The organism is Melghirimyces thermohalophilus (genome assembly GCF_900102685.1).
In the GTDB taxonomy this organism is placed as follows: domain Bacteria; phylum Bacillota; class Bacilli; order Thermoactinomycetales; family DSM-45169; genus Melghirimyces; species Melghirimyces thermohalophilus.
In genome coordinates this window covers 94,127-109,635 of record NZ_FMZA01000002.1, presented here as the reverse complement: position 1 = coordinate 109,635, position 15,509 = coordinate 94,127, and the positions used below count along the sequence as shown (strand labels likewise).

Annotated in this window: 15 protein-coding genes; 1 reads left to right on the top strand and 14 read right to left on the bottom strand. The window is 53.4% G+C overall.

The genetic code is table 11. The features are described 5' to 3' along the window. Positions 1-84 precede the first annotated feature (84 nt). The 14 genes from BLP91_RS01840 to BLP91_RS01775 all read right to left on the bottom strand — a co-directional run bounded on the left by BLP91_RS01840 (position 85) and on the right by BLP91_RS01775 (position 14,896). On the bottom strand, positions 85-1,191 hold the full coding sequence (locus BLP91_RS01840) for a hypothetical protein (protein WP_091566055.1): 1,107 nt from the start codon (positions 1,189-1,191) through the stop codon (positions 85-87). Between the two features lie 206 nt (positions 1,192-1,397). Then, positions 1,398-1,700, bottom strand: a complete 303-nt coding sequence (locus BLP91_RS01835) for a DUF3817 domain-containing protein (RefSeq protein ID WP_091566052.1) — start codon at positions 1,698-1,700, stop codon at positions 1,398-1,400. 79 nt (positions 1,701-1,779) lie between these two features. Continuing rightward, positions 1,780-2,073, bottom strand: a complete 294-nt coding sequence (locus tag BLP91_RS01830; protein WP_091566049.1) for an NINE protein — start codon at positions 2,071-2,073, stop codon at positions 1,780-1,782. A gap of 116 nt (positions 2,074-2,189) precedes the next feature. Beyond that, on the bottom strand, positions 2,190-3,965 hold the full coding sequence (locus BLP91_RS01825) for an acyl-CoA dehydrogenase family protein (RefSeq protein WP_176757764.1): 1,776 nt from the start codon (positions 3,963-3,965) through the stop codon (positions 2,190-2,192). Positions 3,966-3,999: 34 nt separating this feature from the next. Further along, the gene (locus BLP91_RS01820; RefSeq protein ID WP_091566044.1) at positions 4,000-5,181 is read right to left on the bottom strand and encodes an acetyl-CoA C-acetyltransferase; all 1,182 of its coding nucleotides are present in this window, start codon (positions 5,179-5,181) and stop codon (positions 4,000-4,002) included. A gap of 30 nt (positions 5,182-5,211) precedes the next feature. Next, positions 5,212-7,671, bottom strand: a complete 2,460-nt coding sequence (locus tag BLP91_RS01815; protein WP_091566041.1) for a 3-hydroxyacyl-CoA dehydrogenase/enoyl-CoA hydratase family protein — start codon at positions 7,669-7,671, stop codon at positions 5,212-5,214. 254 nt (positions 7,672-7,925) lie between these two features. Beyond that, positions 7,926-8,159 (bottom strand): ferredoxin family protein, encoded by a 234-nt coding sequence (locus tag BLP91_RS01810; protein ID WP_091566038.1) that lies wholly within the window; start codon positions 8,157-8,159, stop codon positions 7,926-7,928. A gap of 106 nt (positions 8,160-8,265) precedes the next feature. Continuing rightward, the gene (locus BLP91_RS01805; RefSeq protein ID WP_091566036.1) at positions 8,266-9,186 is read right to left on the bottom strand and encodes a DMT family transporter; all 921 of its coding nucleotides are present in this window, start codon (positions 9,184-9,186) and stop codon (positions 8,266-8,268) included. Positions 9,187-9,818: 632 nt separating this feature from the next. Further along, a complete protein-coding gene (locus BLP91_RS01800) occupies positions 9,819-11,186 on the bottom strand; it encodes a helix-turn-helix domain-containing protein (protein ID WP_176757763.1) in 1,368 nt (455 codons plus the stop codon). Between the two features lie 323 nt (positions 11,187-11,509). Further along, entirely contained in the window at positions 11,510-12,175 is a 666-nt protein-coding gene (modB, locus tag BLP91_RS01795) for a molybdate ABC transporter permease subunit (RefSeq protein ID WP_091566031.1), read from the bottom strand. Next, positions 12,165-12,944, bottom strand: coding sequence for a molybdate ABC transporter substrate-binding protein (gene modA, locus BLP91_RS01790; RefSeq protein ID WP_091566030.1), 780 nt, complete (start codon positions 12,942-12,944; stop codon positions 12,165-12,167). The genes modB and modA overlap by 11 nt, the downstream gene beginning before the upstream one ends. Positions 12,945-13,133: 189 nt before the next feature. Further along, the gene (locus BLP91_RS01785; protein ID WP_091566027.1) at positions 13,134-13,856 is read right to left on the bottom strand and encodes a YheC/YheD family protein; all 723 of its coding nucleotides are present in this window, start codon (positions 13,854-13,856) and stop codon (positions 13,134-13,136) included. Between the two features lies 1 nt (position 13,857). Then, positions 13,858-14,241, bottom strand: coding sequence for an aspartate 1-decarboxylase (gene panD / locus BLP91_RS01780; protein ID WP_091566342.1), 384 nt, complete (start codon positions 14,239-14,241; stop codon positions 13,858-13,860). Positions 14,242-14,371: 130 nt separating this feature from the next. Next, positions 14,372-14,896, bottom strand: a complete 525-nt coding sequence (locus tag BLP91_RS01775; protein WP_245661986.1) for a C40 family peptidase — start codon at positions 14,894-14,896, stop codon at positions 14,372-14,374. 338 nt (positions 14,897-15,234) lie between these two features. Here BLP91_RS01775 and BLP91_RS01770 point away from each other — a divergent pair, with 338 nt between their 5' ends. Then, positions 15,235-15,498: an HPr family phosphocarrier protein gene (locus BLP91_RS01770; protein ID WP_091566025.1), complete on the top strand. Its 264-nt coding sequence runs from the start codon at positions 15,235-15,237 to the stop codon at positions 15,496-15,498. Positions 15,499-15,509: the final 11 nt, after the last annotated feature.

Genomic DNA, 15,509 nt, shown 5'->3' with positions numbered 1-15,509 from the left:
CTTTGTCGTTTTTCATCCATTTCATCACCGAAAGCCCTCACGGTAGACGGATTCTACTACGCAAGGGCTTGGGACACTTTCTCTTCAGTCCATCAGCGTCAGGGTGACTGCGCTTTCCTGCAGATCGTGATCGACCACATATCCGTATCCATCTTGCTTCCAAACCCCCTTCACCTTTTTGGTCAATTCCTCAAACCAAGCTCGATCCATATACCGAGAATCAGTAATGGTGTAATGGGTTTCATCCATTAATGTGATTTGCACGACGGGATCCCATCGAAGACTGACCACCCAATCAAAGGGAACGAAGAGTTGCTCCTGACCATCGAGTACGATCCGTCGTTCCTCCAGACGCACTTCCCGATACTGGAGGCTTCGAACCCACCTCTTCCCCCTCCTGATCTCTTTGAGACCCGCTTCTCGGGCGGCCTTGGCCAGTTCCTTCGCCCGATCCGAATCATAAGGGTAACTGAGAAAGAGTTCCTCTGTTTCAAACCGGATTTCCTCATGGAGAGGATCCAATTCCATCTGGATGATTGTAAACAGGGGAATTCTTTTCACCCTTCCCCAATTTTGCACCAAGAGGGCATCCCCCTCCATTCGGAAGTCCCTCCACCAGATCGACATCACGACATAGAAGAAAACTGCGAACACCGCCATAGCCAGGATCCCGAGAGCAAGATCGATCACTCGTTGCAAGAGGGAATAACTTTTAAAGGCAGGATCCTTAAAAGAGAGGAGCAGCTTTTTTTCCGGAACAACGGTCACATCCACCCCTTCCCCCTTCTTGATCACCTCGATCAACGCCTTGTCATCCACGGGATAATAAGGAATGTGATAGTTCCCTTCCCGAGCGACCAGCCGTTGATCCACCACCCCCACTGGGTGCAGTCGTTTGGTCTCCTGATCGCCCACATATTTCTTTATATTGTAGGTACCCAACACCAGCACGCCGCTGATCAGCACGAGAATCAGGACGAGGTACGGCAAAGGATGTTTCTTCCCCCAGTGCACTTTCCAAGTGATCAAGGCCACCGCCGGAAGCCCAAGATAGAAGTAGGATTCAATCAACCAAAAGGGGTAATAGCGCGGAGAGTCCAACAACCGCTGGTAGACGATCACATAGATCAACGCCAACAGTACCGGTACCCCTAAACAGAGTGTCAGCCAGTAACCGACCCAACGGCGCATCTTAACCCTCTCCCAACATTTACCTTTATTTAAATCTATTTTATTATACTTTTTTAATTATTTAAATACTTTAGATGATAAACTCCCATTTTCCCTATTAAATGTTTTGTCGAATGAAAATTTTATATAGCAAATGAAGACGAATAAAAAATCGGACCCGGTAACACCAGGGCCCGATCGGGGTTTTCCATGTTACTTATCCGAGGTCAGATCGACGTGCCAGTTTGATGTCGCTTCATACGGACATCAAAAACGAAAGGACCAAAGGGTAGCACGGAGGCAACCGCCGCTCCAAACACCCGTCCCAAGGGCCATTTTTCGGCGAACCAGACATGGACCAAAGCTGCAAAGTAAATCACAAACAACAGACCGTGAATCCAACCGGTCACCGTGACCGCCATCGGCCAGTCGAGTCCATACTTCAACGGCATGGCCACACCGAGCAATACGAGATAGGAAATCCCTTCCACGAGACCGATGACGCGAAAGCGGCCAAAAGGCGTATTCATGACAAACACCTCCGAAAGGAATATACCACGAGGCCCCTTTGACGGGCTTGACAGTTCCATGAATCATAATGGGCAATCGTTATTGATCTTCCTTCACTTGTGTAAGCCAGCGGGGGATCAATAAGGCATCCACGCCCCACCAAATCAAGAAGGGGGAGATGACCAACAGCGGTGACACCCCCAGACCGGGCAACAAATAGAAAAACAACCCGAAAGAAAGGATCAACGGCACGACGATCGCCATCAACAAAGCCGAATGCCTTTTGCCCAGGTAAAACCGATGGGCGCCAAAAGTCCCGAGGAATAGCCACAATAGATAAGCCTCTGCGGGCCGGGCCCCAGCTTTTTGTTTTCGACGATCCGTTCCATTCATCGGTACACAACCTGCCTTTTTTCCATTGCTCTCCTTATAGTACCGCAAAAACTCTTAAAAGACGATCCATACTAAAGAGAAAAACCCTCACCATAAGGTGAGGGTCCTTCCATCCCTTAGACCACGAAACGTTCCGCTTCCAGGACTCGTTTGGCAATGGCTCGTTTCAGACTGACTTCGTTGATAGGATCGAAACGGGTCAGCTTCTTCAGGATGGACAGTTGGGTACGCAGGGTATCCCCTTCTTCCATGGAGCTGAGGGTGTGTTTGGCCGCCTTCTCAATGCGCGGGAAGGCTTCATATACATAGGCCGTCGTCAGGTCAATCTTGGCTTGTGCCTTCTCCTGTCCATCTTTCTCCATCGCTTTCTTCGTACGGAGATAGGCGCTTTCCATAGCGAAAATCTCGATGGCGATATCAGCCAGATCGCGCAGGATTTCCTGCTGTTTCTCCAGCTCCATCTGATATTTCTCCACGGCCAGCCCCGCGGTCATCAAGAAAATCTTCTTCGCGTGGTCGATCAATTCCGCTTCTTTTTCCAGCGGTGCCGGCTCTTCATCGGAGAGGGTGGGCATCATCATCAGCAGCTCTTCCTGGAGGCCGGAGGCTTTCTCCATGAAGGGCAACTCGCCTTTCATCGTTTTCCGCATCAGGGTGGCGGGGATCAAGAGACGGTTGATCTCGTTGGTCCCTTCGAAGATGCGGTTGATACGGGCGTCACGATACATGTTTTCAATTTCGTACTCCTGCATAAATCCGTAACCGCCGTGGATCTGCACTCCCTCGTCCACGACGTGGCTCAATACTTCGGAGCCAAACACCTTGGTAATGGAGCACTCCAAGGCGTATTCGGCGATGGCATTGGCCGCTTCCGCTCCCTCGGCATCGTCCAGGTGAGACAAACCTTTTTCGAAAAATCCGCCGGTGCGGTAAATGGCGCTTTCCAAGGCGTAGGTCTTGGCAGCCATGGTGGCCAGCTTTTCCTGGATCAAGGGGAACTTGGCGATCGGAGTTTTAAACTGATTCCGCTCATTGGCGTATTTGGCAGAAATTTCGATGGCTCGTTTGGAAGAACCGACACAGCCGACCCCCAATTTGTAACGGCCGATATTCAGGATGTTGAAGGCGATCTTGTGACCTTTGCCCACTTCGCCGAGGACGTTTTCCACCGGAACTTTTGCTTCGTCCAGGATCAACGTCCGGGTCGAGGAGCCTTTGATCCCCATCTTTTTCTCTTCCGGACCGGTGGAGACTCCCGGGAAGTCCTTTTCCACGATAAAGGCGGTAAATTTCTCACCGTCCACTTTGGCATAAACGACAAACACATCAGCAAAAGCGGAGTTGGTAATCCACTGTTTTTCCCCGCTCAGGAGATAGTACTTACCATCGTCGGAAAGTTTGGCTACCGTCTTAGCCCCGAGGGCGTCGGAGCCGGAACCCGGCTCGGTCAGGGCGTAGGCGGCCAATTTTTCCCCGCTTGCCAATCCCGGCAAATATTTCTCCTTCTGCTCTTTGTTGCCGAAGAAGACGATGGGCAAGCTCCCGATCCCTACGTGGGCCCCGTGGCTCAGAGCGAAGGAGCGGGCCACGGCGATCTTTTCGGTGATCAATGTGGAGCTGATTTTGTCCAGCCCTAGACCGCCGTATGCTTCCGGTACATCGGCACCTAACAGGCCCAGTTCACCGGCTTGCTTCAACAGTTTCACTGTGTGGTCAAAGTTGTGATTTTCGATTTCTTCCAGAACCGGTTGGACCTGATCGAAGGCGAAGTCTTCCGTGGTCTTGCCGATCATCTTGTGTTCTTCCGTAAAATCTTCCGGGGTGAATACGTCCTCGAGGCTGTGCTCTTCGAGGAGGTAGCTGCCCCCTTTGGTGATGGTGTTTTCAGCCATCTTTCGAATCCTCCTTATTTTTCAGGGTTCCTGATCAGTTCACCATTTCAAAGACGCCGGCTGCTCCCATACCGCCACCGATACACATGGTGACCAAACCGTATTTGCCGTTGCGCCGTTTCAATTCATTCAGAATGCTGACTGTCAGCTTGGCACCCGAACAACCCAGCGGGTGGCCGAGGGCGATGGCGCCACCGTTGACGTTGACGATATCCGGGTTCATTTCCAGGTGACGCATCACTTGGAGGGACTGGGAAGCGAAAGCTTCGTTCAACTCGATCAGATCGATCTGATCCAGGGTGAGACCCGCCCGCTCCAAGGCCTTCGGCACGGCCACGATCGGCCCGATCCCCATCACATCGGGATCGACGCCACCGACGCAGAAGGAGCGGAAGACGGCGATCGGTTGGATGCCGAGGGATTCTGCCTTCTCCCGGGACATGACGACCACCCCGGCTGCACCGTCACTGGTCTGGGAGGAGTTCCCGGCAGTGACCGAGCCTCCGACGCGGAAGGCCGGACGCAACTTGGCCAGCGCCTCTAGAGACGTATCCCGGCGGGGGCCTTCATCGGTATCAAAGATGAACTCTTCCTCCTGCAGCTTGTGATTGTCATCCACAAACCGCCTTTTCACCGGTACCGGTACAATCTCATCCTTGAACTTACCCTCATCGATGGCTTTCACCGCATTCCGATGACTGCGCAGAGCAAACTCGTCCTGGTCCTCCCGGGAAACCCCGTAGCGTTTGGCCACCTCTTCAGCGGTGTGTCCCATGGACATGTAGATCTCCGGCGCATGATCCATCAGGTACGGGTTAGGGGCCGGCTTATATCCTCCCATGGGCACCATGCTCATGCTCTCCACGCCACCGGCGATGATCGTATCGGCAAAACCGGCCATAATGTGGTTGGCGGCGATAGCGATGGATTGCAATCCCGAAGAGCAGAACCGGTTGATGGTCAGCCCTGCTGCTGTGTTGGGCAATCCCGCCCGGGTGGCTACCACCCGGGCCAGGTTCATCCCCTGCTCCCCTTCGGGGAAGGAGCAACCCAACACCACATCTTCCACTTCTTTCGGGTCCAGTTGCGGAACCCGTTTCATCAGGTCCTGGACGACCAAGGCACCCAAATCGTCCGGCCGTGTATCCTTCAGCGAGCCGCGGTTCGCTTTACCTACAGCGGTTCGTGCCGCGGCCACGATAACTGCTTCGCGCATACTCCTCTCCTCCTTCGCAGGGGTTGTTCGTCAGTTTCTAAGCGGCTTGTTTTTGGTCAGCATGTGCTGCATCCGCTGCTGGGACTTGGGTTCACCCGCCAGACTGAGGAACGCTTCCCGTTCGATGTCCAAGAGGTACTGTTCGTCCACCAAAGTTCCTTCCGGCACAGTTCCGCCCGCCAGAACGTAGGCCAGCTTGTCGGCGATTTTGTAGTCGTGTTCACTGATGTAGCCGGACTGCAGCAACCCGTAAGCGCCTAGGCGCAAGGTGTTGTACCCGGTTTCGCCCACCACCGGAATCTGCTTCCGCTGGGGTGCTTGGTAACCGACGGCATCCAGTGCCAGAACCTGCTGTTTGGCATCGTAAATCAAGTGGTCCTGATTCATGGTGATCCCGTCTTCTCGGCGCAGGAAGCCATATTCCCGTGCTTCCACAGCACTGGTGGACACCTTAGCCATGGCAATGGTTTCAAACACCTTGTTCACCCGCGATTGCAGGCTGAGACGGTCCTTCGGATCGACTCCGTCCATATAGCGGAGCAACAATTCCTTGTTTCCACCTCCGCCGGGGATGAGACCCACTCCAGGCTCCACCAGACCCATATACAACTCAGAGGAAGCTTGAAGTCGATCCGCCGGCAAAGAAACCTCCACCCCGCCGCCTAGCGTCATGTTAAAGGGAGCGGTCACTACAGGTTTATCCACATACCGGAGCGAGCCCATCGCATTCTGGAACTGGCGAACCACCAGGTCCAACTCCGGCCAGTTCTGATCCTGGGCCTCCATCAGGATCAGCATCAGGTTGGCCCCGACACAGAAGTTGTCTCCCTGGTTGCCGATCACCAGACCGCGATAATTGGCGGAGACTTCTTTTACGGAGTAATTGATCATCTGGATAATATCCGCTGCGATGGCGTTTTTCGGGGAGTGGAATTCGAGACAAGCCACATCATCCCCAATGTCGATCAGGCTGGCCCCTTTGTTGGCCTTGATCACTTTCCCCTGTTCTTTCAGGCGGGCCAGGTCGATGGTTTTGGGATGCTCTTCCACCTGCTGGAACCGGCCGCCGAGGTGGAAGGCTTTCGACCCTTCAGAACTTTGTTCATAGAAAGATTTCGCACCAGAAGCCAACAGCTCCTCAACCAACGGCGGAATCGTCTCCCCTTCTTCTTTCATGCGGGCCACGGATTTTTCCACACCGATCGCGTCCCACACTTCGAAGGGACCGAGATCCCAGTTAAAGCCCCAGCGCATGGCCCGGTCGATGCTGACAATATCGTCGGCGATTTCCGGGATCCGGGCAGCGGAGTAGAGAAGCACCTTCTTGGTGATATGCCAGGCGAAGCGGCCAGCGGTGTCATCGGCATAGAGCAGGGTGCGAAGCTGCTCCTTCAGCGACTTGGCCCGCTTGGCCATCTCCAGGGATTGCGCTTTCAGCTTTTTCCGCGGACGGTACTCCTTCGTCTCCGGATCCAGGACCAGGATCTCTTTTCCTTTTTCCGATTTCACCTTCTTGAAAAAGCCCTGGCCGCTTTTTGCTCCGAGCCAGCCCTTCTCCACCATCTCCCGCAGGAGAGCCGGGACTTCAAAGGCTTTCTTCTCTTCTGCGTCGTCCACGTTTTCACGGACGTTATCGGAAACGTGGACAAAGGTGTCCAAGCCGACCAAGTCCAGTGTGCGGAAGGTGGCACTCTTCGGACGACCCATGGCCCGACCGGTCACGGAGTCCACTTCATCGGGTCCGAGACCATCTTCCAGCATCTTCTGGAAGGTGACCTGCAGCCCATAAACCCCGATCCGATTGGCAATAAAGTTGGGCGTATCCTTGGCCATGACCACCCCTTTGCCCAGAACGGACTCGGCAAACGCTTTCATGTCTGAAATGATAGATTCAGATGTATCTTCCGTCGGAATGATCTCCAACAACTTCATATACCGTGGCGGGTTGAAGAAGTGGGTGCCGAGGAAATGGGAGCGGAATTCCGGCGACCGATCCTTTACCATGTCGTGGATGGAGATTCCGGAGGTGTTGGAGCTGACAATGGTCCCCGGCTTCCAAACTTCCTCCAGGTTGGCAAACAAGCTCTGCTTGATGCTCAGGTTTTCGATGACGGCTTCAATTACCCAGTCCACTTCACTCAGCTTTACCAGGTCGTCTTCCAGGTTGCCGACTTCGATGCGATCAACAATGTTCTTGTGGAAAACCGGGCTGGGCTTCTCCTTCAGGAGCCGCTCTTTACCCGTCTGGGCGATTCGGTTGCGGACCGCTTTGTCTTCCAGGGTAAGTCCCTTCGCCTTCTCTTTCTCCGTCAACTCTTTAGGCACGATGTCCAGAAGAATTGTGCGGATCCCGGCGTTCGCCAGATGGCCGGCAATGGCAGCCCCCATAACACCGGCTCCGATCACAGCCGCTTGCTTGATTCTCGCCAAAAGTACTCCTCCTCTCAGTTGGACGGCTTTCCCTTCACATCTCGTTGAATGAACGGTCATTCATTTGTCCGGGTAAAAAAAACCTCCCCATAATTATGTGGACAGGTAAGTCCGGACTCGCCGAATTCAGATCCCTTGCACTACTTTCATGGTTTTGTTTATCGGCCTCCTCAGGAGTCCGGTAAGAACCTTGCAAATAATATTATTGATCTGTCTCGGGGCATCCGTCAAGGGGTTTCTATCTACTTTTTGGATTTGCCAGAAATCACGCCAAAATAAAAGCGGGCACAACTTATGTACCCGCTACATTCTGTTCATTTAAAGAAATTGGCATTGATTTCGATGTACTCCTTCTCTTCTTCCGGCACCATCTCTTCTTCGTAGATCGCCTCCACCGGGCAGACCGGTTCACAGGCGCCACACTCGATGCAGGTATCCGGATCGATATAGTACATGACGTCGTCGCCGTGGATGCAATCCACCGGACATACTTCTACACATTCTGCCGCTTTTTCATCTTTACAGGGAGATGTGATAACAAAGGCCAAACGAAATGCCTCCTTTTATATTGATCCATTTTGTCATTTTATCAGGCGGGAGCTCCTGTATCCTTTTCCTCGAGCCAACTCTTTGACAGGTTTGGTGATACCGGTATTATTCCCCGTCCACCCCGCTTTCAAAACCCCGGCTTTGATGGGCTCCGGCTCCTCTTTCGGCTCCGACGGAAACCAGAACGAAGGAGGCCAAAAGGAGTGCCGCTCCCAGCCAACCCACTGGCGTCAACCCTTCTCCCAACAGAAAGACTGCCAGGATAGCCGCGGTGAGCGGTTCCATCAAAGCGATAACGGAAGCCCGTGACGCCGGGATCCGCTTCAATCCGTACATGTAAAACAGATAGGCGAGAGCGGTCGGAACCAACCCCACGTAGAGGAGCAATAACCCGGCTTCAAGCGAAGGCTCCGGTAACTGGAGAAAGGGGGAAAGGAAGATCGCCCCGAGGGTGAACGTAATCGCCAACACCCGAAAGGGGGGAAGACCAGACAACAAGTGCTTTCCGACCAGAGTGTAACCGGCGTAACAGCAGGCGGCAAAAAGCGCCAGCAGGTTGCCTGACAGATACTGCACTTGGGCTAGTCCTTGAAAGCTCCCGACTCCGATCAGAAGCACGGTACCTAGTACCCCTGAAGCCAGTGCTGCACCCGTATGGGGACCAATCCGTTCCCTCAGAAAAGCGCGAGCAAAAACAGCTACCAATAGCGGTGCCGTACAAACCGCCAGCATAGTAGCCGTAGCCACCTGGGTCCGATCGACAGCGGTAAAATAGCTCGCTTGGTATCCGGCCACGGCCAGCCCGAAAAGGAGGTGCCAACGGACCCTCCTTCCTGGCGGCGGGGAAGCTGTCTGCTTCGCTTCCCACATCGCCGCCGCGATCAGGAAGGGCACACTGACGGCAAGCCGCCATGCACCGATCACCAGAGGATCCATCCCATGGCGAAGGGTCAACACTTTGCCAGCCAATCCGGCCGTTCCCCAAAGAAACGCACCCAAACCCACCCACAAGGTTCCAGTTCGCATCCCGTTCCCTCCTGTTCTAGAGGTGAGGCGGGATGAGAACGCTCCCGTACCCCCACCCGTTTATATGTGAGACCTGCCGGGAAAGGGGCAGGCGGGGAAAGGACGTTTCCTGGCGATTCGCGATCACCTCCTTTTTGAGAGGCCCGAGACCAGCATGGGGAAGGAACACACAGCAAACCAGCTCACGGTTTGCACCGCCGAAGACTTAGATTTTTCCCATGGGGCCGCTTAAATTGTACCAAAATGACGCCGGATTTGGCGAGAAAAAAACAGGTTTTTCCGTCAGTGAGCCCACAAATCACTTCGATATCCCGATCCATATATCCTCTTCGCCGATGCGCATAGCGGATATTAAAACATATAGAAAATCGTATTTTCAGTTATTGTATCGAAAAGCTCCTGGGACGCCAAGCCCGGACCGATTTGACCTGCCCTCTATCTTATTTTTGATACCCCGCACCATGGGCAAGTTGATGGGAGTTGAGATCGTTATCTTTCAAAACTGTTCAATCTGCCTTCAATTTGTAGCATTACGCTGAGAAGGTTTTTGTTATGAGAGAGTAAACAGATAAACCGACCAAAAAAAATACACCCCACCGGTGTCATGATCGGGGTGCTTGTCTCCTGCCGGTTTAATTATTGTTGTTTTTGATGATGTGAATCGTCTTTTTGGGATCTATCGGTTCTCCGTTGACGGTCACTTCCACCTGATCCGGTGAGCCAATGCTGATCCAAAGGTCCGTGTTGACGCTTTTCGGCTGCTTAAAAGGGAAACTCTCCCCTGATTTGAGCGTCACGTCTTTTACGTATCCACCGTTCTGCTCCTTGGTTTCACGAATTTGGATCCAACTGGTCCCCTTCCCTTTAAACTGAAGGTGGACAGCACTCGGCTCGCTCAACTTGTATTCCCCGATGTTGCCCTCTTGATTGACCGGAATGAGATCCACCTGCGCAGAGCCGTCGGCTGTGGTGGCCTGCACTTCGTCAGTGCCTTTTCCCGCTGCGTTTTGTTCAGCTTCCGAGGGATTTCCCACGATATTGCTGTAGGCCCAAACCGTCATTGGGATCAACAGAATGGCTGCGATGACAGAAACACGGACCACCCATTTATTAGGAAAAGACCAGCCTTTTTTGCGACGGGTACCGCTGGTACGGGTGCGCCGTTTCATCCGAGACAGGCCACCCTCACCGGCACCCTCCACCGGTTCTCCATTTTCTTCTGGAAATAGAGACCGCGACCCTTCCGCCTGAAACGACTCGTGTCCGCCGTAGTCGGAAAAAACTTCTGAGGCTTGTCCCTGATGATTTCGGGGCTTCCCGGAGCTCAAGCGGGATGGAAGGCCGGCTTCCGGAACGGGCATCTCCTCCCCTGGCGAAAAGGCACCTTCTTGAGCTTCCACCCCAGGATCCGCCTCCATTCGCCCCCTTTGATCCCCTTTCTTCTTAAGAGCCGGCAATTTCAGCGTTTGGGTCAGCGACAGGCGTTTTTTCTGGGACCGAGATCGGGAAGGGAGCGCCTCCTCTGCTGGATCCGTTTCACTGGCAACAGCGGTCTCCTCGTTAGGTTCCGAATAGGCTGTCCGATACGGATCATAACTCCCGTTCACTCCGCCTTCATATGTTGGTGGCAGTGGACCCGTCGACTCCGGCCTCGACTCCCGGGACGATGTCTGCTGAACCTCCGTATGGGGCGGCGTGGGCCGGTAGGTGGATGTCTGTTGACTAACGGCACCTGCTCCGGAATCCGTGGACTCCTGTCCAGCACTATCAGGTATCGGACGGTATTTTTTCAGCAGATACGTCGGCTCCAGTCCCACCTGTTTGGCATAGGTTCGAATATGAGAACGAACGTAGAAAGGACTGGAAATCTTGTCGAATTCGCCGCTTTCCAACCTTTTCAGGGTGACTGAATCGATCTGGGTCTGATCCCTCAGATCCTCCAGTGACAACCCCGCCTCTTTCCGGGCTTGCCGCAGCTGGTTTCCGATCTCCACCCACACACGGATCACCTCCGTTTAGATCTTAGGTGATGTGGAATCTATCAATCATTTCATTATCTTTTTTGGTCATTTTTCCACACTGGAAGGTTCCAGTGGGGACTGGTAAGCTAGTATAAAATAGACCCGGATGGAAATTCAAGTTGCAATCCGTAACATAAGGGGGAGTCCTGCTTGAACTGGTTGAAGCAACTGGGGGCCAATATCTATTTGATCATTTTGCTGGGTTTGGCTTTATTGCTCCTGCTCTTGGGAGGGCTTAAGGTGTTCGGCTGAGCAATGATTGGAGAGGCGGCAGCCTCTCCTTTTGTGTATCCGCTCTTCCCTCAATCACGGGAACGGAGCCACTGGCTCACGGCCAGCAAGCAGAAGGAGACCCAAACCACAGTGGCCACCCAAGCTCCCGCTTGACTCCAATCGCCGGCGTCCACCGCGAGGTAAATCGCCGTCGGTACCGTTTGGGTTTTACCCGGGATGTTTCCAGCTACCATCAAGGTGGCTCCAAATTCCCCCAACCCCCGGGCAAAGCCCAGGGTATATCCCGTCAGCAGGGACCGCCAGGCGAGGGGAAACATCACCCTCTGCGCCAATTGCCACGGCCCGGCCCCCATCACCTGAGCTGCCTCCAACAGTTCACGATCCACCTGTTCCAGTCCGGTTCGCACCGTCTGATACATCAGCGGGAAAGCGACAACAGCTGCAGCGAACACAGCCGCCCACCAGGTAAACACCAATTGCTGACCCCATAAACTCTCCACGAGCTGTCCCAGCCAACCGCGTCTTCCCAACAGCGCCAAAAGCCCAAACCCGATCACAGAAGGCGGAAGCACCAAAGGCAACATCAAGGCAGTTTCCAGTACTGCTTTGCCTTTGAAACGTCGGCCCGTCATCATCCAGGCCACACTGACGGCGACAGGGAACGAGAGGAGCGTAGCCACCACCGTCACCCGGAGACTGAGAAGCACTGGGGACCAAAAATCGTTAACGATCATCGCTGGTGTCAGCCACCTCTTCAAAACCGTAGCGTTGAAAGATGGAGATTGCCTGTTTCCCCTTCAGCCAACGCAAAAAATGCTCCGCTTGTTTCGAACGGTTGGCCCCCTCGGTCACCGCACCCGTGTATACAATAGGAGTATGGAGGTGAGAGGGAATGATTGCCACCGCCTTTACCCCTTCCGATTTCTTGAGGTCGCTTCGGTATACCAACCCGGCGTCAGCGTTACCCGACTCCACGTAGGCAACAACCTGCCGCACATGGGTAGCAAACACCATTTTTGATTTCAACCCCTGCCACCGGCGAGTCTCCGTTAAAAACTCCCGGGCATAGCGGCCGGCAGGTACAGTCTGAGGATCTCCCATCGCCAGCCTGTTTACCGCCTCTGGACGCAAGTCCGCCAACCCCTCAATCGGGCTGTCCCCCTTCGGCACGATCAACATCAACTGGTTCGTCAGCAATTGGGTGCGGGTCTCCGCCAATATCTGCCCTTTTTCCTCCAGCTTGTCCATCTCCCGATCCCCCGCAGATAGGAAGAGATCGGCCGGGGCCCCTCGCTCAATCTGTTGCCGGAGTTTTCCGGATGCGGCGTAACTAATCGACAGCTCCTGTTCCGGATATTCCTCTTCATATACCCGTTCCAATTCGGCCAGGGCACCGGACAGACTGGATGCCGCCAACACCACGATCTCCTGTTGCTTTTCGTTCGGGAAACACCCGGACAAAAAGAGGGTGACCGACAGGAAGATCATCCAACCTCGCTTCAACGTCCCAGGCCTCCTCCCGTCCGCTTCAAACCTGTTGTGGTGTTTATCGGCCTTCTTAACAGATCAATACCATCTTACCACTTTAGAAACAACAAAACACACCGATCAAGCAGAACTGTCCAAATAGACTATGCTCTTACCACTGGGTGAAGGAATATACAGCCTAAACTACATATACTTAAAGCCGGATCAATAAGGACGGGGATAGCTGACGATCTGTCGATACATCGAAGGGTCTTTTAACCTTTTAAACAAGGATAAAGCCGGCTTAGGATTGGCCTCGATCATCCAGACATTTCCGGATTTATCCACTCCCATATCAAAACCGACAATCACCCCGCCCAGCTGCCAGGCCGCCCGAAGGCAAAAGTCATTCAACTTTCGGATCACTTCTTCCGCAGATGCACTGTGGATATCGGAGTGTCGAACCGCCTGGGCAACGGTTAACACATACCCTTTGCTGCGGGCCACATTGGTCACCACATGTCCTTTGCCGGCCACTTTGGCCAAATGACCCGTCACCCTCCATGGCGTTTGCCGACGCCGTTGCACCATCACCCGGACGTCGACCGGTCGCCCCCCTACAGCCATCAAAGGAATGCGTTGTTGCACCATGTAAAGCGTACGGTGACCAGTCATCGACCGTACCCGATCATATACCGCTTTGCGGCTGGCCGATTGCCTCCGAGTCCCCCGGTGGATCTCATAGGTGTTCATCCCCACCTGTTTCACCTGAATGATTCCGTATCCGCCAGTCCCGCCTGAGGGTTTGACAATCACTCCTCCATGCCGATCCAACATGGTCAACAGATTTTCCTTATCCAGCCACCACGTCTCCGGTAAGCTCTTCGCCAACACCGGATCCTTCATCAATTTCTGGTGCACCCGGTACTTGTACCCTTTTTTCGCCATCTCATTCCCATCCTTTAATCATTTGGTTTTTCCGAATAACTTCGACAATCCGGTTATCACCATCCACCAACACCACTCGCGGCTCCAACTCCTTCAACTCCTCTTCCTCCACCATGGCCAAGCTGAGGATCACTACCTGGTCGCCGGGACGGAACAATCTTGCCGGCGGACCGTTCAACCCAATCTCCCCTTCCTTCTCCGAGGGAATGGCGTAGGTTTTCCACCGGATTGAGTTTTGGAGGCTGGTAACCTGCACCATCTCGAAGGGCCAAATATCAGCGGCCCGCATCAGCCGGGTATCAATGCTGATGCTGCCTTCGTACTCCAGGTCCGCTGTTGTCACACGAGCTCGATGGATTTTTCCTTTGCACATAAGGCGCTCCAAAATCTCTTCCTCCCCTTCCGGTTCTATCTCCATATGCTATGAGACGACCCGCCATTTGGTATGGACGAATCCACAAGCCAAATAAAAAGCCCTTGTTCCAACATGGAACAAGGGGAAGGAAGAAAACCGTTTACGGTTGTACCCGAGTCGCCTTAACAAAGCCCCAATCCAACCAGCGATCGCTCATCTCGTCATAGCGGACACCGCCAGGGCCCCAGGTGTGAAGAAGCTTGCCGTCTCCGGCATAGATCCCCACGTGTTCAATACCCAGGTGTTCTTTCCCTTTCAGTTTAAAGAAGACCAGATCCCCTTTTTGCAGCTGGCTGCGGGGAACTTCCTTTCCGACTTTGGACTGGGGTTCTGCCGTGCGCGGAAGCTTTACTCCATTTTTGGCGAACACATATTGAGTGAAGGAAGAGCAGTCAAATTTTCCGCTCTCGGGATATTCCGCCCCCAACTTATAGGGAACACCCATGTACTTTTCACCGGTTTCAATAATTTTGTCGCCAAAACTCTCAGCAGCCGATTGCTCCTGATCGGCAACTTGTGCGGCCGGAGCGGCATCAGCTTGTCCCGCCAGCGGTGCAGTCGTCCCTACCAGTGCAAAAGCAGCAGTCAAGAGACTCGCTTTTATCAGTTTGTTCATTTTTTGCATGATATCCTCCTTTTTTTACACATTCTGATAACCAAGGGTTATACTAACATAGGATGAGATTTTGTGTAATGTAAAATATAAACAATCGATGCGGAGAGGATATCTTCTTTGGCCACCCTCCCATTTGATAGGCGGGAACCGATCCACTGGCTTTCTTGAAGTGTTTCATGCAGTGTTGCATTGGTATGTAATTTGCTATATAGTTCTGAGAGGTTTCATGTATCCACTCGCATGAGTTTCACCGTGGGCAGGATACTATAAAAAAGATCGTTAGCGGCCAGGCACGTGACCCTAAACGGTCGACACCGTCTGAGAACATAGCAAAAGGAATGATCGTGATGTATGAAGAAACCCTGACCATTTCTAATGAAACTGGTTTACACGCCCGACCTGCGGCATTGTTGGTCAAAGAGGCCGGAAAATTTGAATGCAGCATAAAACTGGTGAAAGAAGGTAAAGAAGTAGACGCCAAAAGCCTGTTGGGGGTCATGTCCCTCTCGGTCCGTCAAGGGGAGGAAATCACTCTGCGGGCGGAAGGCGATGACGCCGAACAAGCGGTCAAAACGCTCCGTCAATTGATCGAATCCGGTCTTGGGGAATAATCCAAAGGAGG